General features: G+C 44.1%; 22 protein-coding genes. 15 read left to right on the top strand and 7 right to left on the bottom strand.

The features are described 5' to 3' along the window. Positions 1-91 precede the first annotated feature (91 nt). The 9 genes from choW (at position 92) to AACW75_RS04950 (ending at position 10475) form a co-directional block, all read left to right on the top strand. A complete protein-coding gene (gene choW / locus AACW75_RS04990) occupies positions 92-934 on the top strand; it encodes a choline ABC transporter permease subunit (RefSeq protein WP_009845976.1) in 843 nt (280 codons plus the stop codon). 2 nt (positions 935-936) lie between these two features. Further along, positions 937-2187: a choline ABC transporter ATP-binding protein gene (choV, locus tag AACW75_RS04985; RefSeq protein ID WP_017075686.1), complete on the top strand. Its 1251-nt coding sequence runs from the start codon at positions 937-939 to the stop codon at positions 2185-2187. A gap of 361 nt (positions 2188-2548) precedes the next feature. Continuing rightward, on the top strand, positions 2549-3031 hold the full coding sequence (locus AACW75_RS04980) for a MarR family winged helix-turn-helix transcriptional regulator (RefSeq protein WP_017075687.1): 483 nt from the start codon (positions 2549-2551) through the stop codon (positions 3029-3031). A gap of 272 nt (positions 3032-3303) precedes the next feature. Continuing rightward, positions 3304-4719: a coniferyl aldehyde dehydrogenase gene (locus tag AACW75_RS04975; protein WP_237297631.1), complete on the top strand. Its 1416-nt coding sequence runs from the start codon at positions 3304-3306 to the stop codon at positions 4717-4719. A gap of 68 nt (positions 4720-4787) precedes the next feature. Further along, complete coding sequence (locus tag AACW75_RS04970) at positions 4788-5231, top strand: hypothetical protein (protein ID WP_017095796.1); 444 nt, start codon at positions 4788-4790, stop codon at positions 5229-5231. Between the two features lie 212 nt (positions 5232-5443). Continuing rightward, entirely contained in the window at positions 5444-6649 is a 1206-nt protein-coding gene (locus AACW75_RS04965; protein WP_237297630.1) for an iron-containing alcohol dehydrogenase, read from the top strand. A gap of 207 nt (positions 6650-6856) precedes the next feature. Next, positions 6857-7288, top strand: a complete 432-nt coding sequence (locus AACW75_RS04960; protein ID WP_017081369.1) for a tetratricopeptide repeat protein — start codon at positions 6857-6859, stop codon at positions 7286-7288. Positions 7289-7364: 76 nt separating this feature from the next. Next, the gene (locus AACW75_RS04955) at positions 7365-9110 is read left to right on the top strand and encodes an arylsulfatase (RefSeq protein WP_237297629.1); all 1746 of its coding nucleotides are present in this window, start codon (positions 7365-7367) and stop codon (positions 9108-9110) included. A gap of 117 nt (positions 9111-9227) precedes the next feature. Next, the gene (locus AACW75_RS04950) at positions 9228-10475 is read left to right on the top strand and encodes an anaerobic sulfatase maturase (RefSeq protein ID WP_237297628.1); all 1248 of its coding nucleotides are present in this window, start codon (positions 9228-9230) and stop codon (positions 10473-10475) included. A 94-nt stretch (positions 10476-10569) separates the two neighbouring features. Here the strand turns inward: AACW75_RS04950 and AACW75_RS04945 are convergent, their stop codons facing one another. After that, positions 10570-11160 (bottom strand): TetR/AcrR family transcriptional regulator, encoded by a 591-nt coding sequence (locus tag AACW75_RS04945; RefSeq protein WP_102445515.1) that lies wholly within the window; start codon positions 11158-11160, stop codon positions 10570-10572. Between the two features lie 320 nt (positions 11161-11480). Between AACW75_RS04945 and AACW75_RS04940 the strand changes: the two genes are divergently transcribed. Further along, the gene (locus tag AACW75_RS04940; RefSeq protein WP_017061081.1) at positions 11481-12137 is read left to right on the top strand and encodes a QnrS family quinolone resistance pentapeptide repeat protein; all 657 of its coding nucleotides are present in this window, start codon (positions 11481-11483) and stop codon (positions 12135-12137) included. Between the two features lie 119 nt (positions 12138-12256). Next, positions 12257-12688, top strand: a complete 432-nt coding sequence (locus AACW75_RS04935) for a GNAT family N-acetyltransferase (protein ID WP_237297627.1) — start codon at positions 12257-12259, stop codon at positions 12686-12688. Positions 12689-12836: 148 nt separating this feature from the next. Here the strand turns inward: AACW75_RS04935 and AACW75_RS04930 are convergent, their stop codons facing one another. Continuing rightward, positions 12837-13052 (bottom strand): hypothetical protein, encoded by a 216-nt coding sequence (locus AACW75_RS04930; RefSeq protein ID WP_237297626.1) that lies wholly within the window; start codon positions 13050-13052, stop codon positions 12837-12839. Positions 13053-13499: 447 nt separating this feature from the next. Here AACW75_RS04930 and AACW75_RS04925 point away from each other — a divergent pair, with 447 nt between their 5' ends. Next, a complete protein-coding gene (locus AACW75_RS04925; protein WP_004732406.1) occupies positions 13500-13760 on the top strand; it encodes a DUF5062 family protein in 261 nt (86 codons plus the stop codon). Positions 13761-13893: 133 nt separating this feature from the next. Here AACW75_RS04925 and melB read toward each other — a convergent pair whose 3' ends face one another. Both melB and AACW75_RS04915 read right to left on the bottom strand, forming a co-directional pair. Beyond that, positions 13894-15321, bottom strand: a complete 1428-nt coding sequence (melB, locus tag AACW75_RS04920) for a melibiose:sodium transporter MelB (RefSeq protein WP_237297625.1) — start codon at positions 15319-15321, stop codon at positions 13894-13896. Positions 15322-15392: 71 nt separating this feature from the next. After that, on the bottom strand, positions 15393-16745 hold the full coding sequence (locus AACW75_RS04915; RefSeq protein ID WP_237297624.1) for an alpha-glucosidase/alpha-galactosidase: 1353 nt from the start codon (positions 16743-16745) through the stop codon (positions 15393-15395). Positions 16746-17072: 327 nt separating this feature from the next. On the opposite strand from AACW75_RS04915, the gene melR reads away from it, so the two are divergent. From melR to AACW75_RS04900, 3 genes are all read left to right on the top strand, one after another. After that, entirely contained in the window at positions 17073-18077 is a 1005-nt protein-coding gene (melR, locus tag AACW75_RS04910) for a transcriptional regulator MelR (protein ID WP_237297623.1), read from the top strand. 528 nt (positions 18078-18605) lie between these two features. Then, complete coding sequence (locus AACW75_RS04905) at positions 18606-18761, top strand: DUF5993 family protein (RefSeq protein WP_017075701.1); 156 nt, start codon at positions 18606-18608, stop codon at positions 18759-18761. A gap of 9 nt (positions 18762-18770) precedes the next feature. Beyond that, the gene (locus tag AACW75_RS04900; protein ID WP_237297622.1) at positions 18771-19325 is read left to right on the top strand and encodes a disulfide bond formation protein B; all 555 of its coding nucleotides are present in this window, start codon (positions 18771-18773) and stop codon (positions 19323-19325) included. Between the two features lie 126 nt (positions 19326-19451). Here the strand turns inward: AACW75_RS04900 and AACW75_RS04895 are convergent, their stop codons facing one another. The 3 genes from AACW75_RS04895 to AACW75_RS04885 form a co-directional block, all read right to left on the bottom strand. Continuing rightward, positions 19452-20081 (bottom strand): bifunctional 4-hydroxy-2-oxoglutarate aldolase/2-dehydro-3-deoxy-phosphogluconate aldolase, encoded by a 630-nt coding sequence (locus AACW75_RS04895; RefSeq protein ID WP_135454195.1) that lies wholly within the window; start codon positions 20079-20081, stop codon positions 19452-19454. 15 nt (positions 20082-20096) lie between these two features. Beyond that, entirely contained in the window at positions 20097-21053 is a 957-nt protein-coding gene (locus AACW75_RS04890) for a sugar kinase (protein ID WP_208774551.1), read from the bottom strand. 106 nt (positions 21054-21159) lie between these two features. Further along, entirely contained in the window at positions 21160-22593 is a 1434-nt protein-coding gene (locus AACW75_RS04885; protein WP_208774553.1) for a PTS transporter subunit EIIC, read from the bottom strand. Between the last annotated feature and the right edge of the window lie 20 nt (positions 22594-22613).

Raw genomic sequence — 22613 nt, 5'->3', positions numbered from 1 at the left:
ACCTATCTCAACAGCTACATAAATAATAAAGGTGGGCTTGCCAATTTATCGATTGGTTTGAAGTAGCCCACCCATAATAAAAGGCAATATTGTGAATTTTATTACGGAAAACAAAATCCCAGTCGGACAATGGATGGAAGCGGGTGTTGATTGGCTAACAATCAATGCAGCAGGATTCTTTGACGCTATTTCGATTTTTCTAGAAACCGTCATTATGTTTTTAGTCGATGTATTTAAGTGGATGCCGCCTGCGCTGCCAATCGTGATGACTGCTGCTATTGCATGGTACTTACACCGTAAACCTTCGCTGGTGATCTTTGTGGTCGCAGCACTGCTGACTATTCTTAACCTCGGCTATTGGCAAGAAATGCTGGAAACCTTTGTTCTCGTCTTTGCGGCGACAACGATTTCCGTATTAATTGGCGTACCGGTTGGCATCATGGCTGCTCACCGTCCTTGGCTCTATACAGTTTTGCGTCCAATCCTTGATTTGATGCAGACAGTCCCAACTTTCGTTTATCTGATTCCAACTCTTGTCCTCTTCGGTTTGGGTATTGTTCCTGGCTTAATCTCGACCATTATTTTCGCAATAGCTGCACCGATTCGTTTGACCTACTTAGGGGTAACCAAAGTGCCTGAAGAGTTGATTGAAGCGGGTAAAGCGTTTGGTGCCAGCCGCATGAAATTGCTGATGAAGGTCGAATTACCGGCGGCTCTACCAAGCATCATGGCGGGTGTAACCCAATGTATTATGTTGTCGCTTTCGATGGTGGTTATCGCCGCTCTTGTCGGTGCTGACGGACTTGGTAAACCTGTTGTTCGAGCATTGAACACAGTGAACATCTCACAAGGTTTTGAAGCTGGATTAGCGATTGTATTAGTCGCAATCATCCTTGACCGCTTGTGCAAAACACCAAACCAGAAGGAAGCGTAGCTATGTCTCTAGTAAATAAAGCGATGTCTCAAGAAAACAAAGCTGTATCTCAAGAACAGACAGCAATGGACGCAATTACCATTAAAAACCTCGATGTTGTGTTTGGTAATAAATCGAAACAAGCGCTTGAGCTACTCGACCAAGGTAAAACTCGCCAAGAGATCATCGATGAAACAGGTCAAGTTGTTGGTGTGGATAATGTGTCGCTGACGGTTAAAGAGGGCGAGATATGTGTATTGATGGGTTTATCGGGATCGGGTAAATCTTCACTGCTTCGCGCTGTAAACGGTTTGAATGAAATTAGCCGAGGTTCTTTAGCAATCAAAGATGGCGACAAGTTGGTGGATTTAGGCGAACAATGTGATGAAGCGACCTTGCGTCATCTTCGTACTCACCGCGTATCAATGGTTTTCCAAAAATTTGCTTTGATGCCATGGCTTAACGTATTAGACAACGTGGCATTTGGTCTTGAAATGCAAGGCGTAGCCAAAGACGTTCGTCGTGAAAAGGCGCGTGAACAGTTAGAGATGGTGGGTTTAGCTGAATGGGAAACCAAATATCCCCACGAGCTTTCTGGCGGTATGCAGCAACGTGTTGGTTTGGCGCGTGCATTTGCGATGGATACAGATATCCTCTTGATGGATGAACCTTTCTCTGCACTTGACCCTTTGATCCGCGCACAGCTTCAAGATGAATTGCTTACATTACAAAGTAAACTCAATAAAACGATTCTGTTTGTGAGCCACGATCTTGATGAAGCGCTGAAAATTGGTAACAACATCGCAATCATGGAGTCAGGTAAACTGATTCAACACGGTAAGCCAGAAGACATCGTATTAACGCCAAAAACGGAATACGTGAAGGACTTTGTTGCTCATACCAACCCATTGAACGTACTTAAAGGTCGTTCACTCATGCAGCCTCTTGATTCACTGACACAAGATAACGAGAGCTGGAAGATCTGTGAGTCAAAAGATTTATGGATAGAACAGAGTGAAGGTATATTATCTGTAAAAGGAGAACCCACGTTGGCGCTTGTTGAGTGGAACGAAACTGACGATTTAACCGCAATCAGCGCATCGAGTGTTGTGGTGACAAGCCCAGAGATCGGTATGCGTGATGCGATTAAGCTAAAGCAGATCAGTAATCATCCGATTTTACTTGTCGAAGACAATCAATTGGTTGGGATCTTGGATAACAGTGAGTTTTATAATGCGCTCACAGGCAATTTCCAACTTAATAATGCCGCTTAATCATTTGAGCTAAAATATAAATTGTCGAAACATTAAATAGGTAGTGGGGTTCAGTCGTTCTCTCTACCTATTTGACTACTCTGCTTTTTCTTTGTTCACGACTTCTGGCTTTTTGTTACCTTGTTAGCCGATATAAGCCCCAAAATCGGTACTCATTGAGCAAAAGTGTTGGCCTGCGCAAATTCAGATGCATAGAAAAGATTGAGAATAGTATGAACATCAGTACAATGCGGAAAAATTAATGAAGTAATTTATCAATTTACAGTGTAATTCGAGCGCACCTGACTCAATCTTTCAGGACATTTCATTGCTTAGACACTGTAAAGCCACTCACAATATAATTAGTACAAAGGTCTGCATCTTGGACAAACATGACGAAATCCTGGTCGCTATTCGCCAAATTATTCGCGCTATCGATTTACACTCGAAAAAGCTGAGTAAAGAGTATGGTTTGACTGGCCCTCAATTAATCTTAATGAGAGCAATCCAAGAGATGGGTAATGTGACGATCAAAGAGTTGTCTAATCAAACTAATGTGAGCCAAGCAACCACCACGACAATCATCGATCGCTTGGAATTGAACGGTTATGTACAACGAGTGCGCAGTGAGTCAGATCGACGTAAAGTGCACGCAAACTTGACTGAAAAGGGTCAAGAGTTGTTAAGTAATGCGCCACCACCGCTACAAGATAACTTCGTTAAAAAATTCCAAAACCTTGAGACATGGGAGCAAAGCTTACTGCTTTCTTCAATGCAACGTGTGTCGGCAATGATGAATGCTGAAGACATCGACGCCGCTCCAGTGCTTCAGCTTGAAGGCATTGCAAACGTAGCCAAAAGCTAGTGTCTTTCTATTTAATCATTTAAAATTAATGATTTAAATTGATTGTAATGGTCGCTTTGAGCGGCCATTTTTGATCTCATCATTCAAATTCTCTAGCTCTACGACTTCTTATTTACGCTCTTCTATTTTTAATCTTCCGGATTTTCCCCCTAATTTTTTACGCTTTACTTTGTTGTATCCCAAAATACATTGACGATTCTCTGACAATTAAAATGTAGACCAACCGGTTTGTTTTGTATTATTGTGTGCTCATCTTAACCACGAGGTGATGTATGAAATACGAATTGACGCCAACACAAATGACCATGACGTTGAATAACATGCAGGGAGCTTTTGCACAGAGCCCAATGCCAGCGATATCGGTGAGAATTGAGCAGCTGCTTGCACTTAAATCTACGCTTATCGATTACACAGATCGTTTGTGTGCGGCGGTCAGTGAGGACTATGGCCACCGAAGCCGTCAAGACACGTTGATGGCCGACATACTTCCTTGCTTGGGAAATATCGATCACAGCATTGAGTGTCTGCCTCACTGGTCGACATCTTCAATTCGTCATTCCGGCCCTTTGCTTTCAACCTCTCGTGTTGAAGTGGTTTATCAACCCAAAGGCGTTGTCGGGATCATTGCCCCGTGGAATTTTCCGATTATGTTGTCAGTCGGCCCGCTTATTTCGGCATTGGCGGCAGGAAATCGCGCCATGATCAAGATGAGTGAATTCACACCTGCGACAAACCAAGTGTTAAGAGAGTTGTTAGCGGAAGTCTTTCAATCCGATGAGGTGTGTTTGGTCGAAGGCGAGGTTGAAATCGCAGCCGCATTTTCGGCGTTGCCGTTTGATCACCTTTTGTTTACGGGTTCAACCCAAGTGGGTCGCCAAGTGATGAAGTCAGCGGCTGATACGCTTACCCCCGTCACTCTAGAACTTGGTGGAAAGTCTCCGGTTATCGTAGCGGAAGACATGCCGATAGATATCGCGGTTGAGCGAATTATTTATGGTAAGAGCTTAAACAACGGGCAGGTGTGTGTTGCTCCTGATTACGTGCTTTTACCTGAAGGGAAAGTTGAATCTTTCATTCTAGAATATAAAAAACAATACCAATTACTGTTCGATGAAGGGGTCTATTCTGAGAATTTGACGTCCCTAATCAATCCTCGTCAATGCGACCGCATAGTGGGTTTGTTGAATGAAGAACAACAAGCTGGAACCCGAACCGTGGCCTGCCATGACGACGCGATGGACTTAGATTGCCAACGACTGGTGACACATCTGATTGTTGAACCAAGCCTGTCATCTAAGGTGATGAACGAAGAGATTTTCGGCCCACTATTACCCTTGATTACGTATCGCAATATCGAAGAGGCGTTCCAAGTCATCAATAGTAAACCAAGGCCTTTAGCGCTCTATCTGATGAGCTTTGATTTGAGTTTACAGACTCAAGTTAAGCACCAAGTTCACTCGGGTGGAATGTGCATCAATGACTGTGTTTTCCATCTGGCGGTTGATGATGCCCCGTTTGGTGGTATTGGGGAGTCTGGGCAGGGTAATTACCACGGTAAAGAAGGTTTCCTCACTTTCTCCCATGCAAAAACAGTCTTGGAAACGGGCTTAGAACATCGAGTGAAACATCTGTTTTCAAAAGAAGACAACGAATTAAAGACGGCAGTGATGAGCATGCTCCGCAAGTAAATCATTTTTGCCTTCACCCTATCTATTTTGAAACGTTATTTTTAGAAATTATTTTGAGAGGTTATTTTATGTTAGAACGTTTTTTTGAACGAACGATGAAAGCGTATTTGATGGTTACGGGGTTTTTAACCGCAACCGCTTTTTCTACTTTTCTTGCGCCTGATTGGAGCATGCAGACTCTGTTCTCGTACAACGAAACCATGATGGTGAACAAAGAGTACCTTATGGGAACTTACCAGCACTGGGGCGTTATGGTTGGCTGTATTGGCATCCTACTCATGTTCTCGGCCAAATATAAGTCACTGCGTACTTCGACCATGATTTACAGTGCATTTGAGAAGTCGATGTTTGTTGGCATCTTCTTATACAACGTGTGTATCAACGATTATGAGTGGTTCTATGGTTGGAGCGGTGTATTTGCGCTCGATGGATTTGTGACTGTCTACTCTTTAGTTTACCTGTATTACTACCTCACTAGAGACAAAAGCAAGGTGCCAGCTCATCTTCGTTAATAGTTAATAGTTAATAAGTTGCTCATGGTGAGTCAATGACACTTATTTAATGATCACTCACTTATTACTACAGCCCGCATTTGCGGGCTTTTTTCGTTTTGGGGCAATGATCCATAAAGATCTTAATTGACATATCTTTGACATTAACGCTCTAGACCGACCGGTTTGTATTGGTTATTGTTTAGTCATCAACTAGAAATGAGGTAAATACCATGACAACCAATAATTTTAACTTTCAACTTAAAACCATTGTTCATGCTCAAGAGAATGGCATTGAAAATATCCCTTCTCTTTTTGGTCGCTTAGGTGCGCAAAGAGTCGTGCTCTTTTCTGATAAAGGCTTGGAGTCTCTTGGCTTTGTTGAGCAGTTCTCGGCGTTGTTTGTGAACCAGAATGCGAATCAGGAAGCGAACCAACAAGCGGTTCAGCTTGTTGGTGTGTACACCGATATCGCGCCAGACGCGACTTGCGACAACATCAACGCCGCAATTGAGTTTGCAAACAGCGTCAATGCTGATGCGATCTTGTCTGTTGGCGGCGGCAGCGTGATTGATGCTTCTAAAGGTGTGAAATACGCATTTCATAAGAAGATAGATGACATTCGCACCGTAATTGCAGGTGGTGGTCATATGGATGTATGGCCAAACAATGAAGATATTCGAGTGCCCCACATTGCGGTTCCGACAACGGCTGGTACTGGCGCAGAAGCTTCTCCTATTGCTGTTTTTTACAACGAACATGAAAACATTAAGGCAAGCCTAGTCGCATCGGGGTTGGAAGCTGATATCGCAATTCTTGATCCAACGGTGACCACTAAGCTGCCTGCTCACCTGACTCGTTCTACAGCCATGGATGCGCTAACACATGCTGTTGAAGCGATTGTTTCGCCAATGAGTAATGCATTCACCGACGCTTACGGCATTCAGGCTGCAAAACTGATTGTTGAAAACTTACCCTTGGCATTGAAAGAGCCAGAAAACCTAACGGCACGTGGCAATCTTCTTCAAGCAAGTACCATGGCGATCTCTGCTTTCTATTCGTCTTTGGGCGGTATTCCTATCCATAACTGTGCTCACGCATTTGGCGCAATTAGTCATATTCCACATGGTGACGCCAACACAGTATTGATGCCTGTTGTAATAGAAGCGCTACCTGAATTTTATATGCCTAACGCAGGTAAATTAGCTCAAGCATTCTCGGTCGATACATCGGGAAGTGATGAAATGGTTTACCAACGAGTTCTGAATTTTTTACGTAACTTCCAAGGCAGTGTCGGTGCTATGCAGCGTTTTGATGATTGGAGCTTTGATGCGAAAGCGAAGTTAAACATTGCAGAAGCGATTGAAAAAGACATCTGTTTTCAGTTCTACCCAATCTCGAAACAGACGATTGAAACCATCATAGAGAAAGCGATTTAAGTCTCTGTCTTAATCGACTGAATCTTATGACCATTTAATTCAGTCGATGATTCAGTCCCTGATTCACTCAACAATCATTACTCGAGAGCCAATTATGAAAATCGAAAACGTATTGCTATCAAGCTTGTGCATCATCGCGCCATTCCTACTTTTCACCTAATTCATTCAACAGGGACGTCGAGACCTTTATTCCCGAGGAGGAAATAAATGCTCAATAAACGTTTAACTACCGTGATTTTGGCGGGTGTTTTGGTTGTTCTGTTTTTTGCCAAGGCAAGCTTTGGAAGCGAGAGCTTTGAGAATGAAGCCACCATGGATCAATCGCAGCAGCATCAAGACGTCGTGCAATTGTTGGATGAAGCTTATCAAGGGCAATTGGATGCCCAGCTCTCTGTCGCTTACTTATATCTGAGCGGAGAGGGCGTAGAACAGGATGATGAAAAAGCCGCGGAGTGGTTCGTCACCGCAGCCAATAACGGTAGCCCTGAAGCTCAAACACAGCTTGGGTTGATGTATATCTCTGGAAGTGGCGTTCAAGCCAGCCAAGCGGAGGCTGTCACCTGGATTGGCATGGCAGCAGCTCAAGAGTATGACCCTGCGCTCGACTTATTACATTGGATGTCGCAAGCCGCGCATTAATTCAAATCCTAACTCAGGCTAATCACAGAAAGGTTAACCTCAGAAAAAGTTAATCACAGAAATTGGAGAACGTCTTATGCAGACATTCAAGAAATCTTTAGTCTTCACTGCAATGGCCGCGGCAAGCAGTGCTGCTCTGGCCGCAGAATCAGAAAAACCGAATATTGTTGTCATTGTTGGCGATGATGTGGGCTTTGCCGATACTCAGCCTTATGGCTCAGAAGCCAATACACCAAACCTAATGGCGCTGGCTGAAGAGGGGGTTAAGTTTACTAACTTTCACGCGTCACCAACCTCATCGGTAACGCGCTCTATGATGTTAACCGGAGCAAACAGTCACGAGGTTGGGCTAGGCACCTTCGACTATGCTGTCTATCCGGGTGCGATTGGTAAGCCGGGTTATGAAGGTTACCTCACCAAGAAAGGGGTTACGGTCGCAACGCTGCTTAAAGAGAGTGGCTATAACACTTACCTCTCTGGTAAATGGCACTTGGGGCACGAGGATGGCTTCTTACCGGACGATCGAGGTTTTGAAGAGAGTTACGGTATATTAGCGGGCGGCTCTAATCACTTTAATCGAGATATGATGTTCCCGGCCAAAAATGCCGCGACAGCGGATGCGCTACAAAAAGGCGATATTCCTGGTGTTGAAATTGAGCCAACTTACCGCAACGGTGAAGTGGTTGAGGATAAATACAAAGGCGAGTACTCAGACCAAGTTTACACCAACGAGATCATCAAGATGATCGACAGCAAAAAAGACGACGGCAAGCCTTTCTTCGCCTACGTCCCATTCACCGGTATTCACCTGCCACTGCAAGCGCCTGAGTCTGCCTATCAAGATAAAGTCGATTACTACGTTGAACATGGTTGGGATTCGGTTCGAGAAGATCGTTTCCAACGCATGAAAGAGATGGGTGTGATTCCAAAAGACGCCGATATTTCAGATCGTAACGCATTAAGTCGACCTTGGGACTCGCTCTCTGAGAAAGAACAAAAGTGGTATGGCAAGAAAATGGCTGTCGCGATGGGCATGATGGAAATGCAGGACCAACAAGTCGGCCAGATAGTCGATTACCTGAAAGAAATCGGCGAGTACGACAATACCTACATTATGTATCTAGCGGATAACGGCCCAGAAGCGGCGGATATTACCGGTGAAAATATCAGTGATTTGATCCGAACGTGGACTGCTCATCATTTCGATAATTCGACTGAAAATTTGGGTAAGGCGAACTCCAGTGTGTCACTTGGACCTGAGTGGGCAAGCGCTTCAACCGGTGGCCTATCTTGGTACAAAGCTTACACAGCAGAGGGTGGTATCCGTGTGCCATTTATCGTTAAGCCAGCCAAAGCACTTTTAGACGGTGAAGATGCGTTGCAACCGGGAACTCAGACAGACGACTTATCCCAAGTGAAGGACATTGCAGCCACGATTCTTGAGATTGCAGAGGTTGATCATCCAGGAACCGAATATCAAGGTCGAGAAGTGGCGCCGATGAGTGGTGTGAGCTTGTTGCCTTACTTCAAAGGGGAAACGGCAGACGTGCACAGTGCCAACAATGCGATTCCATTTGAATTGTTTGGTAGCGGAATTCTGCTTAAAGGTGATCATAAGATCATCCGAATTTCTACGGGAATGGGCGGCGACAGTGAGTGGCACTTATACAACACCAAGAAAGATCCAGCTGAGCAACATGACTTGAGAAACCAAATGCCAGATCTGTTCCTTGAAATGGTCGCTGAATATCAAGAATACGAAAAAGCGCAAAATATCGTCCCGGTTGACGAAGCGTGGAACCCGTTTGAAAACGTGAAATAGAGGAAAAACCACTCGGCCAACCTAATGCCATCAAGCTTGGTTGGCCGATGAACACCGTGTAAAGGAATTACGAATTGTTTTAGCTAATACAATAACTTTTACATCGAGGCACTCTTCATGACGACATTATCGCTATCAAATTTGAGTTCAATTCCGCAGTTCAATGGCAAAGCACACAGTAAGCTTCAAGCGCTAGCAAAACCGATTGGGGCGGTGTGTAATATCAGTTGCACCTACTGTTATTACCTAGAGAAACAGCAGCTGCTTGAATACCCAAAAGGCTCTCAATATACGATGGATGAAGTCCTGTTAGAGCGTTATATCAAGCAATATATAGAAGGGCAGAATACGCCTGAAATCATCTTTTCTTGGCATGGTGGAGAGCCTACCTTGTTGGGGCTTGAGTACTTTAAAAAGGTCGTTGAGCTGCAGAAAAAATATTGTCCTAGTTACAGCAAGATCAGCAATGACCTTCAAACCAACGGCACGTTACTGAATGATGCGTGGTGTGAGTTCTTCAAAAAGAATGACTTTATCATTGGTGTAAGCATTGACGGCCCAGAGCACTTACACAATCACTACCGAACCAACCGTGCAGGCAAAGGCACTTTTTCTCAAACAATGCGTGGTATTCACTACTTGAAGCAGCATAACGTCGAATTCGCGACCCTAAGCTGCGTGAATGATGTGACAGGAAAGTATCCATTAGAGGTCTATCGCTTTCTGCGTGATGAAGTGGGCTCGAAGCAATTGCAGTTTATACCTGTGGTCGATAAGCGCGAAGCTCACACCAACAATAAATGGTTGAGCAACCAACAAGCGATCATTCCCGTATCAGGTGAGGTTGAGGCTTGGAGTGTCGATTCTGCACAATGGGGAGAGTTCCTCACTACCGTTTTTGACGAGTGGTTTGAGCACGATTTTGGTAGGGTATTAGTGCCGTACTTTGAAAATTTTGTCGGAGTGTGGATGGGCAGAGAAAGCACCATGTGTACCTTGAGTGAGATCTGCGGAAAAGGGTTAGCGGTTGAGCCCAATGGCGATGTGTATTCATGTGACCATTATGTCTTTCCTGAATTTCAGCTAGGTAATATTCAGGAACAAGCACTTTCAACTTTAGCCTTCTCGCCAAAGCAGCAGAGTTTTGGGTTCGCCAAACAGAAGTCTCTGCCGAAACAATGCCAAGCCTGTGAGTTTAAATTTGCATGCCATGGCGAGTGCCCTAAAAACCGCATCATCAAAAGCCGAGATGGTGAGGCTGGGTTAAATTATCTCTGTGAAGGATGGTTGAGCTTCTTCAAGCATATCGACCCTGTTATTAAGGGCTTACTCAAAGCCAATAATATCCCGTCTCGTCTGGGGTAACGGAGTAAGCGTGAATCGATTTAATCAAAATTTACAGTAAGATAAAAGGCTCGCTAAATTATGCGAGCCTTTTGGTTTCTGGTAACGGGTATATCTAGTCAGCCGATTCTTGGGCTGGGCTCATGGCGAGAAGAGTCTCTTCCATGGCATTGTTTAGAATCGAACGGTTACGCTGCATGGCGGCCATGAGCGTTGAGCCTAGCCATAGGCCATAAAGCATTCGAGACAGCGATTCGGGCTCTGCGATCGTGAAATCACCGGCCTCATTGCCTTCTTCAAATAGCTTCGCCATACGCAGGATGATCTTTTCTGCACCTATTGCCATGGTCGATTGCAACGGGTTAGCCGACCCAGAGACTTCTCCTGCCAGTTTTACGACAAGACATTGGATATTGAAGTCTTCAGTCAGTTTCGAAGCACACCAAAACTCGAAATAGGCTTTAACGCGATCACGACGAGAAAGCGACTCATCACTTAAAAAGTCGTCCAGCTTAGCGAGATGCTCATCAAAGTAGTTAGTAAGAAGGATCTCACCAAAGTGTTCTTTGGATTTGAAGTAATGGTAAAAAGAACCCTTCGTGCCTTCCGCTTGGTTGATGATTTTCATCAGGCCAACACCAGCAAACCCATGTTCATTAATAAGGCTAAACCCTGCATCGAGCATAGCTTGTCGCATGTCTTTCATTGTTCTTACTCTTTATGCTGAGAATGAGGAATAGTGTAACGAGCAACATACCAACCGTCCAGTCTAGCGCGTTAGGACGCGGTCAATAATTGACTCGTTTCGTCAAAGTAACTTTTTCTCTTATTGGCACTTCTAAGCGACAAAACTTTTTTCAAGATAAGCACATCCTATAAATCGAAAATAACAACCTTAAAGGGCTTGTTTAGTGTCTTAAAATGGCTAAATCAGTGTGTTTTAAGTTACTGTTTTTGTTGGTTTTTAATTTGGTGTTTTCTTAAGATCGCAATGGTAGTCTTAGCTTAATTTCTTTAGGGGGCTAAATGGACACCAATAACAGCACTTATCATCACCACAGTTTTGCTCAGCAAGACTTATCAGAGCTTACATTTACAGCCTGCACGTTTATCCGTTGTGATTTCAGACGTTCGAACTTACGTGATGCAACGTTTATTAACTGTAAGTTTATCGAACAAGGCGATATTGAGGGATGCCACTTTGATGTTGCCGACTTACGAGATGCAAGCTTTCAGAATTGCCAGCTGGCGATGGCGAATTTCAGTAACGCGAATTGTTATGGTATTGAGCTACGTGAATGCGACCTGAAAGGGGCGAACTTCACTCGTGCGAATTTTGCCAATCAGGTAAGCAATAGAATGTACTTTTGCTCAGCATATATTACGGGCTGTAACCTGTCATACGCCAATTTTGAACAAGCTTGTTTAGAGAAGTGCGAGCTGTTTGAGAACCGTTGGATAGGCACTTACCTTGGCGGCGCGTCACTGAAAGAGTCTGATCTCAGCCGAGGAGTGTTCTCGGAAGACGTATGGGGGCAATTCAGTATGCAAGGTGCTAATTTATGCCATGCTGAATTAGAAGGGTTAGACCCTCGCAAGGTAGACACGTCGGGGATTAAAATTGTTGCGTGGCAGCAAGAGCAACTGCTTGAAACCATGGGTATTGTGGTCATGCCCGATTAATAGAGGCAGTGAGGTAGAGTGAGTCGATAGTGAACGCTGTTGTTTTGTATTATTAATGCCTGTTACACTATAGCTTCGCGGCTGCACATGTTTATCTTCAGTTTAATCTAGAGAAAATTATGACTATAGAAAATGTGCTTCCTGAGGATTATGCAGAAATGCTTAAGGTTTGGGAGAATTCGGTCCGAGCAACTCATGACTTTATTACAGAAGAAGATATTGAGTTTTTTAAACCTATCATCATGGAACATGCGTTCCCTGCGGTTTCTTTGAAATGCGTTAAAAATGAAAGAGGTTCGATTGTTGGCTTCATGGGTGTCCATGATGCAAAAGTTGAGATGCTTTTCGTTTTGAATGAAGTTCGAGGACAAGGCGTAGGTACGGTGCTGTTGCAACATGCCATTGAGCAGTTAGCAGCCACCAAAGTTGATGTTAATGAGCAAAACCCACAAGCGGTAGGTTTCTATCAGCGCATGGGGTTCAAAATTGAATCACGCTCCCCACTTGATGAAATGGGAAAACCATTTCCAATTCTGCATATGACGCTGTAAGACTCGGTTGTCGTATCACTCGGTTGTAATCAACCACAGTCGCTAGAACAAAAGCCCAAAGCTAATAACTTTGGGCTTTTCCGTATTTAGTCGCATGCATTTTATAATGAAGTTTAGAAAAGAGAATGCTTGGCGAATATTGAGCTGATTAGTGCATACCTGAGCGCATTTTATCGGCAAGCGCAAAGAAGACAAACAGTACAAAACATACTAGAGCAACACCTAGTGATACTAAGATCGTTGTTGCATCTTTTGACATCAATGGGATAACGATAGAGGCTAATGCTACTAGCATAACAAGGATATGAACGATTCGTCCGACGATTGGATTCTTATGACAAAATGAAGCCCATAGGTAACGCATTTTTAACACCAGTATAAAATTAGTGGTTTTATTCTATTTTCTTAATGAGTGTTTTGTAAATAAGTTTTGATTGCAGGTGACTGTAAATATGATCTAGGTCGTTCTAGTATAAAACTGATTAAATAACAGAGATTTATTTGTATTTTATAGAATTTTCGCATCTAAATGACAACCATAGTATTCCGTATTCTTTGGAATGATAAGTCAAAAATTGTTCGACTTTTGGTTTCTTGACTGAAGATCTCATTTACTGAGTGTTCTATTAAGAGACCGTTTGCTTATCATTATTGGTCTCGTCAATGTTTATATAATTAGAATCAGTTTTTAGTCTGTGATGCGTTTTATGTTATTTATCAAAGAGATTTTTTGATTTGAGATCGCGGTAATCTTGTTCGCAAATCTGTTTGATATACTCATCATTCGTTCGAAAAAAATGACGGAGATGATATGTCGAAAACCGCGAAGATCATTAATGAAGATAAGCTGGTAAAAAAAGCAGTTGAGGTCGGTTTTAAGATGGCAAAACTACAAGGTTTTGATTTGCCACATTCATCTCAACCGATAAAGGTTAAAGCGGTGTATTTGTTCCTTGTAGAGGTAAATCAGATCACACCGTTACCTGATGATAAGCTTGATGGTGCCAATATTAAAAAACGTTTGGCGCTATGGATTCACAAAGCACTGCCTGATAATGACCCATTGAAGTAAGGGCGCCTTCGCCTTTATCGTCTTCAATGAAAGTTCCTATGTGTTTCTAATTGAAAAAGCCTAGCGATCCCTCGCTAGGCTTTGTTGTTTTTGTATCCTTTTTTATCAATGGTAAATTGCTGTTTCTTCTCGTTTACACAGCTTGTACCGGTTCTGCTGGCTTGTGGTTTTCGTCTTTGCTTGAGCCATCATTGGTGATGTGGTCATACTTTTCAGTGAGGTGATCTTGAATTTTTTGGTGATACGCGCCGTTCAGCTTGTAGAAGCGGAAGTAGATGATTAACGCAATGGCAAAAAAGAAAGCAGGTAGGCCGACCATGATGCATTGCATGCCAAATACGGTTTCTGGGCTTTGCGTTACGTTAGGTACATAGTCGACGGCAGTGAGCGAGATACCGATGAAGAAAGCGGCAAATGCAGAGCCTGCTTTTACGACCAAAGTTTGGACCGAGTAGGCAATACTTTCACAACGAGCACCCAGTTTAAATTCACCATAATCGACCGTGTCGGCAACCATGATTACGTTGAGTACCCAGAACAGGGCAGTACCGATTTGTAGGAACACACCCGCCGTTGAAATCAACAGAATGCTTTGTTTGTCGTACATGCCAACATAGATAAGAACAGCACTGCCTAAAATAGGGAAAGTGGAAGCACAAGCCCATAGAGTACGGCGTGAGAACATTTTTGCGAGTTTAGGAAATAACACCAGCGTGATGAGGTTCGCGATGCCTGCATAAGCCATGTAGTAAGGGAACAATTCTTCGTTGCCTACAACATAGGTGAAATAGTAAACCGCGAAGGCTGTGATGATGTTGGTCGCCAAGTTGTAAGACAGTGCCATGCATAGAACGCTGGTCAATTGGTCGTTTTTGTAGATAAGTGACAGTAGCTTTTTCAGTGATACTTTTTCTTCAGGCTGTGTGGTGTCGAGGTTCGCGGTTGAATAGCGTTCTTTGACATTACGCAGTGTGATAAACGTCGAGACTAAGAAACAGGCAATCAACAGTAGCGTAAATATTTGAAACCCAAACCCCTTGTCGTCACCACCTACATAGTTGACGAAGGGCATTGCAATGGCAGCGGTTACTATCCACGCGAGGCTGGCAAAGAAGCGAGGATATGGGACTAACTCTTCGCGTTCGCGTTTATCCAAGGTGAGTGTTGGGACTAACGACCAAAAAGGAATATCCATTAGTGTGTAAGTCATGCCCCACAAAATATAAGTGACAGCAGCGTAGGCGATAAGCCAAGGGCCTTCGATGTAGTGCGCACTAAACACCATGAGTAGCACAACAGAGTTGGCGAGCGTGCCAATTAAAATCCAAGGTTTGAATTTGCCCCAACGGGTGCGTGTATTGTTAACCAACCAGCCCATGATTGGGTCGTTGACCGCATCCCAAATACGGGCGACGAGGAAGATGGTGCCGACGGTAGCGGCAGAAATACCGACTACATCCGTGTAGTAAAACATTAGGTACATATAGACGATGGTGATTGCGAAGTCTTTACCAAACGCCCCAAAGCCATAACTTAGCTTGGTATTCATAGAGATACTCATTGCCACTCCTTACGCCTCCTCTGTGAGAAGGCGCTAATATTCACGTTATTGTATTTTTTATTAGTATGAAATTACTTGTTAACCCACTCTGGTAGCCAACCTTCATGTGCCGCAATCAAGTCGTCAACCAGCGCGTATATTTCTTCTATTCCAAGTACAGCGGCTGTATGTGGGTCCAGCATCGCAGCATGATAAATACGGTCGCGGTTTTCAGTGAGAATGGCTTCCGTTAATAGAGTTTGAACATTGATGTTGGTCTGCATTAACGCGGCCAAGTGGTTAGGTAGACGACCAGCTTTGATCGGTTGCACACCATTCGCATCAACTAAACAAGCGACCTCAACACAGCAGCCCTGCGGCAAATTGTCGATCAAGGCTTCGTTTTTAACGTTGCCATAGATGACGCTCGGTATACCTGTCCAGATGGAGTTCATGATGGTGCTGGCGTACTCATGAGACTCATCAACGGTAATTTTGTCAGCTGTTTTAAGTTCTTGAAGGTCGCGTTTCCAATCGGCAATTTGCTCGACACAGCGCTTCGGGTACTCATCAAGTGGCACTTTATAACGTTCAATTAAATCTGGGCGATTTGGCTTGATAAAGTAGGGGGTGTATTCCGAAAAATGTTCAGAAGACTCAGTCACAAAGTAGCCCAATTTTTTGAACATCTCGTAGCGAACCAAATTTGTGCAGCGACCATTGTGATAAATACCCGGTTTAGGCGCTTGGCCACTCTCAAAAGCTTCAAGTAGATCCGGATAAATATCGATGTACTCACCACTTTCTGTTTTCTTCTCAAGAGTGAGGTAGTAAGCCATGTGGTTGATGCCAGCGCAGGTATAGCGAAGGTCTGAATAGTCTAAGTCCAGGTCGCGCGCTAATTCTTCTGCTGTGCCTTGTACTGAGTGGCATAAACCGACTTGTTTGATGTGCGGGTATTTCTCGTACATTGCCCACGTGTTCATCGCCATAGGGTTGACGTAGTTGAGCATAGTGGCATTCGGGCAAACCTCGGTCATATCTTCACAGACACTCCAAAGGTGTGGGACAGTGCGTAGTGAACGCATAATGCCGCCCGGACCTAGCGTGTCTGCGATCGTTTGTTCCAGACCATGGCGTTTACACACTTCAAAATCTGTGACTGTGCAGGGTTCATAACCGCCTATTTGGAAAGCAATGACGACAAAATCTGCACCTTGTAGCGCTTCTTTCTGATTTAAATGACACGAAATAGAGCCAGTAGCACCTGATGATTCCATCAATTTACTGACGACAAGATGAGACTCTTCTAATCGGGTCTCATCAATATCCATCAAGGCGACATGCGCGTTTTGTAGTGCTGAGCGGTGGAAAACGTCACCAAGAATGTTCTTAACAAAAATGGTTGATCCAGCACCGATGAATGTGATTTTAGGGCTTTGCATAGTGGAATCCTTTATCTCTCTGAGTTCTTTGTTGATGCAGATAAATTACACCTAGCACCCATGTCGATTCGTCTCAGATAATCTAATAGCTCTCCTGTTTTCTAATATTTTCAAATCACCAAATAGAAATCTTAGGAAATGGGATAACTTGCTGTGTTTCAAGGATAGTGGCGGTGTAAGAAAGCCAGTTTTGCACCTAAGATACTGACTCTTATCACATAGTATTGATCTTATGAAATGGGGTACTACGGCTCTATGATCGCCTTCAGAGTTTTATTATCGAGGAACTGCTAAAAGTCAGTTATACGATTTCCTAAGGAGTGAGATATGCCGCAATCAGCCCCAGATACGGTGAGAATTATCACTTTAGACAAGTACTCATCCGAGACCGTATCGGTAAGCCCGCTTTCTCTTTATTCTTCCTATGAGAAAATCGATATCGAACTCAGGGCTCCTCACTCTATGCCTGGCTATCATTGGCATGGTCAAATTGAGGTGAACATTCCCTTTGGGGATGATGTTGAGTACATCATTAACGGCAGCCCTGTTGTGGTTAAAAGTGGGTCGATTGGATTGTTTTGGGCGTCGGTACCGCATCGACTTACGAATCCTGGTCAATGCCATAATATGGGGATCATCAATATACCGATTCACCACTTTATGTCGTGGGCTCTCAGTCGGGATTTAGTCAATCAGATAACTCACGGTAGTGTGCTGCAATCGAATTCTTGTTCGTTGATCAGTGAATTCGAAATTGCCCGTTGGGCACAAGAGATAAAGCACTCGTCAGAAAGTCGCCAGCAGTTGGCCATTGATGAAATTGGCTTGATGCTTAAGCGAATCTGCCTTGATGGTTGGCAACAACTGCTCGTAAATCGACAGGACAAATCGACCTCAAAAGGGGTGTCGAAACACTCTCAATTTTATGTCAGTCAAATGTTGGAATACATCGCCACGCATCACAACCAGCCATTAACCGTGAAAGATATTGCGGAACATATTGGACTACATAGTAACTATGCCATGAACGTTTTTCAGCGAACGATGCAAATGACCATTAAGCAGTACATTACTGCGATGCGTATTAATCATGCTCGCGCTTTGTTGAGTGATACGGATAGAACTATTCTCGATATCTCACTCACGGTGGGCTTCAATTCGAGCAGCCGATTCTATGAAACCTTTCAAACATACATTGGCGTCACGCCGACTCAATATAGAAAATTGGCTCGGGAAGATCATCGATGGAGCAGCCATGGAGCCAGTCCGCTATACGATCTTGAGAAAGGTGCGTGTGATGGTAAAAGGCCGTTAACGGTGACGGATAGTTAGGGGTAACTAAATCTTAAGCGAGTTGTTCGATGTCTGGATGAAAATCCTTAAGTAGCCTGTTCAAATTAGTTCATAGCCTTAAATCGACTTGTTGAAGTCGGAGTTCGTTGTGAAAGGAAGATGTTTTCATATGACAGGCCTCAGGTTAGTGACCATTTATTAGCTCTTGGGTTGGAGGGTGGGATGGCAGGAAAAGAGCCAAGGTTGCGTTAACAAAGTTAAAGGGCTATGGGTTAGTAAAGCAGAAATAAATCTTGGTAACCACCAAGCTTAACTGCTTCCACATGACCTCCAATGCTGTCATTTCTATCGACTGTCAGTTTTACAAACCATATCGTGAAGGTTGCATGGGCATCAATAGATAGGCTCTAACTTGACAGTTTAGGGGTTACTAACAACTATTAAGTTGATGATTTTAAATCCGTAATCCATAGATTTACCGAAGTTACATGATTAAGGGCGTAGGTGTGGGTGTTTTTGTGATGTTCAATATGACTGAATTCGATAAATAAGGAGGGGATTCCCCTTATGATGTCTTTACTGTTTTTGTTATTACTTGTGGCGATGGTGTGCGGGTTTTTCGGCAAGAAGACCGCCGCGTATGGCTTTTTCGCTGGCTCAGTGATCTTGGGTTTGTATTGGTTTAACCACCATGCGACTGATCCACTATCTATCTTATTGTAAGGAGCTAGCATGAATCGAAATCAGTTAACTTTCCTGAATACGCTTGGTTTGCTGGGGATGACAGCCGTTTTGTTGATCGGCTTCATTCTTCAGTTTGTTCTCAATGAGCTTCCTTGTCCTTTGTGTTTGTTGCAGCGCATTGGTTTTGTGATGGTGGCATTCGGCTTCATGCTGAATGTGGTTTATGGGCCTCAATCTCGTCACTATGGCGTCATTCTGATTGGCGCTTTGTATGGTGTGGCCACATCGCTAAGACAAGTCTCTTTGCACGTAATTCCCGGAACTCCTGGTTATGGCAGTCCTATTTTGGGAATGCACTATTACACATGGGCTTTTGTGTTGTTCGCTGCAACCATATTGGGTGTTGCCGTGATCTTGATACTAACCAATAAAGTCGAGTCTCACGAACCCTACAAAATGAGTAGTTTTGGACGCATTGTGTGTCTATTGGCAATAGCAGTCGTGGCATTGAATGCTGTTGCAACATTTGTCGAATGCGGTCCTTATCAGTGCCCTGATAATCCGGTGAGCTATTGGTTACTCAATCAAGGGGTTGGAGGATAATTTCTGGGTTTGAATAAAAAGAGCGAGAGGCTAGCCTCTCGCTCTTTTTGTATGTAACGCATTTCCAAATCTGCGAACAGTTTAGACTAACTACTTAACTACTTAACTACTTAACTACTTAACTACTTAGCGATTAACCTGTTCAACAATCTCTCTTGTTAGGCGTGCAATCTCATCCCACTCTTTGTTTTCGACGAGCTTCTTATCCACCATCCAAGTGCCACCACATGCCAATACCTGAGGAACGGCTAGGTAGTTGCCAATGTTTGATGGCGTGATACCACCAGTAGGCATCAATCGAATATCGCCATAAGGTCCGACTAGCGATTTCACCATATTGATACCGCCAGACGCCTCAGCAGGGAAGAACTTCAAGGTTGTTAAGCCCATCTCTAATGCCGCTTCAACGGTGCTTGGATTGTTCACTCCAGGAATGATATCGATGCCGATCTCTTGGCATGCTTTAACTGTGTTTGGATTGAATCCCGGTGATACCACAAAGGTTGCGCCTGCTTCTTTCGCGGCCAGTGCTTGTTCACCATTCAAAATCGTGCCTGCGCCGATCAGCATGTCAGGCTGAGCTTGGCGAAGCAGTCGGATAGCTTCAACAGCGGCGTCTGAACGGAACGTAATTTCAGCGGCGGGAATGCCATTCTCAGCCAAGACTTTACCGAGTGGAATAATATCTTCTGCGTTATCAATTGCGATAACAGGGATGACTTTAAGTGCTTTTAGCTGTTCGTTAATTGTAGACATGTGTACTTCTTAATATCAGTTTGAAAGAGTGTCTGTGATGGATTTTGGGATGATTGCACCATGATGTTGAATCACCAATCTGGCTAATGCATTACCTTGGTGGCAAGCTTCTTCAATAGAACCTCCAGCGAGATAGCAAGATAAGAAACCACCGTTAAAAGAGTCGCCAGCAGAGGTGCTATCGACCACAGTCTCGACAGGTGTCGTTTTGATTTTTACTGGCTCATTTTCGGGGTTTTCGCTGATCAAGCAGCCTTCAGGACCAAGCTTCACAACAACGGTTTTGACGCCGAGTGCATGCAATCTTTTTATGGTGTCTTGTGGGTGTGCGTCTTGCCACAAAAGTTGCTCATCGTCGAAGGTAACCAAGGCGACATCTGTAGCTTTATAGCCCAATAGATAGCATTCTTTGGTTGCGTCTTCTGAGTCCCATAACTTTGGTCGATAGTTACTATCAAAGGCGATGGTAACGCCACGTTCATGTAGGCCTTGAATGATAGTGAGTAACTTTAACTGATCGCCATGTGGCAATATCGCGAGAGAAATACCGCTCAAAAATACCATATCAACATCGCAAAGTTGGGCGGTTATCTTGTCGAAATCTGGGTGCTGTACCATGTAGCGAGCCGCGGAGTCATTACGCCAATATAGAAATGTGCGTTCGCCAACATCGTCGAGTTGAATCAGATACAGGCCTGGCGAGCGCTGTTCGTCGATAAGCACTAAATCGGTTGATAACCTTTCATCTTGCCAACGCTTAAGCATCTCTTGGCTAATGGAATCTGCTCCAAGAGCCGTGACGTAACTGGTACGAATCCTAGGAGTATTTGTCGAACTGGAATGGCTGGTGGCACTTCGGTTCAAATACACAGCGGCATTGAGCGTATCTCCACCATAGGTTTGTTGCATGGTTCCGAATGGAGCGCCGTTCAGCTCAATCATACACTCGCCGATAATCGCAATATGGCTCATAAGTGGCCCTTACAGAAGAATGGGTATTGCTAGCTATAAATGATGGAACGTGGCTACAAGGAAGGTAGCCACGTTGATTCTGTTCCCAATAGGTTGGGAGGAAGTGTTATTTGTTGTCTAGCTTTACGAACAACAGTGTTAGTACGTAAGACAGTACAAACACACCAACCACACCCATAATCGCTTGGATAAAGTTCTGCGTACCGCCAGCAAGGTAAGCTGGCAAGCTGAAGACAGAAGAAAGAATGTAGCTCGTTAAGTGAGTATCGATCGTTACCGAGATAGCGCCGAAAACACCTGCCGCCAAACTCGCGGTCATCATCGCTTTGGTGTATTTCGTTAGTACACCAAATAGAGCCGGCTCCGTGATGCCTAAGATAGCGGTAACACTTGAGCCCATCGTGATTGAAGATTGCTCTTTAGAAACTGTTTTACGTTGCTTGTGCCAGATAGCCATTGTCGCGCCAGCAATTGCCATGTTACCTAAACACATGATCGGCATTAGTAAATCCTTACCATACAGAGCAAAGTTGTTCAGGCTAATCGGCGTCATGCTGTGGTGAATACCAAACACAATCGTAATCGGGCGAGTTAGACCAAACACAAAGCCCGTTAACGTAGGAGATATCTCCAGTAGCGAGCTCATTACCCAACCCGCGCCGTTACTTAGCCAGATACCAGCAGGGCCAACAAATGATAGCGTGATGGTCGAAGTTACCGTAAAGGCAAGCAGTGGTGTAAATACAGGCTTCGCAGAAGAAGGAACTAGACGGTCAACTAACGGAGTCACTTTAGACAATAACCAGATTGCTAGAATCGCAGGAACAATTGCGCCGCCGTAGTTAAGCAGTTCAATCGGTATAACGCCTAACACCGTCAATTCTGGTACCGCGCCAGCATCTTTGAGGAGTACTGCTTTATCGACTAGTTTGGGTGCCAACATCGCTGAAGAGACAGCCAGCGCAATATATTCGTTTACTTTAAATACTTTGGCTGCAGAGAAAGAAACCAGCATAGGTAAGAAGAAGAACACAGCAACAGAGATTGAGCGGAAGAAATAAACTGTGTCTGAGGTTTCAGAGATAACATTGGTCGCAATAAGACCAGACAACAGGCCCATCAACATACCAGCGCCAGCAATTGCAGGAACGACAGGGCCAAAGATGCCTGCGACAATACGCATCACGCCCTGGAACAGCTTGCCTTTCTCTAGCTCATCAGCCGGATTAGCGTCAGCTTGTTGAGTGTTTGATAGCGCGTTGAACCACTTCTCGACCTCAACACCGATGATGACTTGGGTTTGGCCTTGTTGAAGTACCACACCTTTCACATCAGCGATCTGCTTGATAGCCTCTTCGTCTACCAGAGACTCGTCTGCCAATTTGAATCTTAGTCTTGTCATACAGTGCGTGAGACTCACGATATTATCTTCACCACCAAGTGCAGTGACTAATAACTGTATATTTTCTCTGAAATTTTTCTTTTTAGACGATGACTTAGAGTTATTCATAACAGCATCATTATTTTCAAAAATTTGCATACTACACCTGTTACTGGGAT

Source organism: Vibrio sp. L3-7 (assembly GCF_963898195.1).
Taxonomy (GTDB): Bacteria; Pseudomonadota; Gammaproteobacteria; order Enterobacterales; family Vibrionaceae; genus Vibrio; species Vibrio echinoideorum.
Note: the sequence above shows the minus strand (reverse complement) of the source record. Positions and strands in the feature narration are given on the sequence as shown.

Bases quoted from the DNA above. Each gene is read 5' to 3' on its own strand.
- AACW75_RS04890 (WP_208774551.1), bottom strand. From the start codon at position 21,053: ATGAGCCATATTGCGATTATCGGCGAGTGTATGATTGAGCTGAACGGC.
- AACW75_RS04885 (WP_208774553.1), bottom strand. From the start codon at position 22,593: ATGCAAATTTTTGAAAATAATGATGCTGTTATGAATAACTCTAAGTCA.
- AACW75_RS04970 (WP_017095796.1), top strand. From the start codon at position 4,788: ATGTTAGAACGTTTTTTTGAACGAACGATGAAAGCGTATTTGATGGTT.
- melR (WP_237297623.1), top strand. From the start codon at position 17,073: ATGCCGCAATCAGCCCCAGATACGGTGAGAATTATCACTTTAGACAAG.
- AACW75_RS04935 (WP_237297627.1), top strand. From the start codon at position 12,257: ATGACTATAGAAAATGTGCTTCCTGAGGATTATGCAGAAATGCTTAAG.
- melB (WP_237297625.1), bottom strand. From the start codon at position 15,321: ATGAGTATCTCTATGAATACCAAGCTAAGTTATGGCTTTGGGGCGTTT.
- AACW75_RS04960 (WP_017081369.1), top strand. From the start codon at position 6,857: ATGCTCAATAAACGTTTAACTACCGTGATTTTGGCGGGTGTTTTGGTT.
- AACW75_RS04915 (WP_237297624.1), bottom strand. From the start codon at position 16,745: ATGCAAAGCCCTAAAATCACATTCATCGGTGCTGGATCAACCATTTTT.
- AACW75_RS04965 (WP_237297630.1), top strand. From the start codon at position 5,444: ATGACAACCAATAATTTTAACTTTCAACTTAAAACCATTGTTCATGCT.
- AACW75_RS04900 (WP_237297622.1), top strand. From the start codon at position 18,771: ATGAATCGAAATCAGTTAACTTTCCTGAATACGCTTGGTTTGCTGGGG.
- AACW75_RS04930 (WP_237297626.1), bottom strand. From the start codon at position 13,052: ATGCGTTACCTATGGGCTTCATTTTGTCATAAGAATCCAATCGTCGGA.
- AACW75_RS04945 (WP_102445515.1), bottom strand. From the start codon at position 11,160: ATGAAAGACATGCGACAAGCTATGCTCGATGCAGGGTTTAGCCTTATT.
- choV (WP_017075686.1), top strand. From the start codon at position 937: ATGTCTCTAGTAAATAAAGCGATGTCTCAAGAAAACAAAGCTGTATCT.
- AACW75_RS04905 (WP_017075701.1), top strand. From the start codon at position 18,606: ATGATGTCTTTACTGTTTTTGTTATTACTTGTGGCGATGGTGTGCGGG.
- AACW75_RS04925 (WP_004732406.1), top strand. From the start codon at position 13,500: ATGTCGAAAACCGCGAAGATCATTAATGAAGATAAGCTGGTAAAAAAA.
- AACW75_RS04940 (WP_017061081.1), top strand. From the start codon at position 11,481: ATGGACACCAATAACAGCACTTATCATCACCACAGTTTTGCTCAGCAA.
- AACW75_RS04975 (WP_237297631.1), top strand. From the start codon at position 3,304: ATGAAATACGAATTGACGCCAACACAAATGACCATGACGTTGAATAAC.
- AACW75_RS04895 (WP_135454195.1), bottom strand. From the start codon at position 20,081: ATGTCTACAATTAACGAACAGCTAAAAGCACTTAAAGTCATCCCTGTT.
- AACW75_RS04955 (WP_237297629.1), top strand. From the start codon at position 7,365: ATGCAGACATTCAAGAAATCTTTAGTCTTCACTGCAATGGCCGCGGCA.
- AACW75_RS04950 (WP_237297628.1), top strand. From the start codon at position 9,228: ATGACGACATTATCGCTATCAAATTTGAGTTCAATTCCGCAGTTCAAT.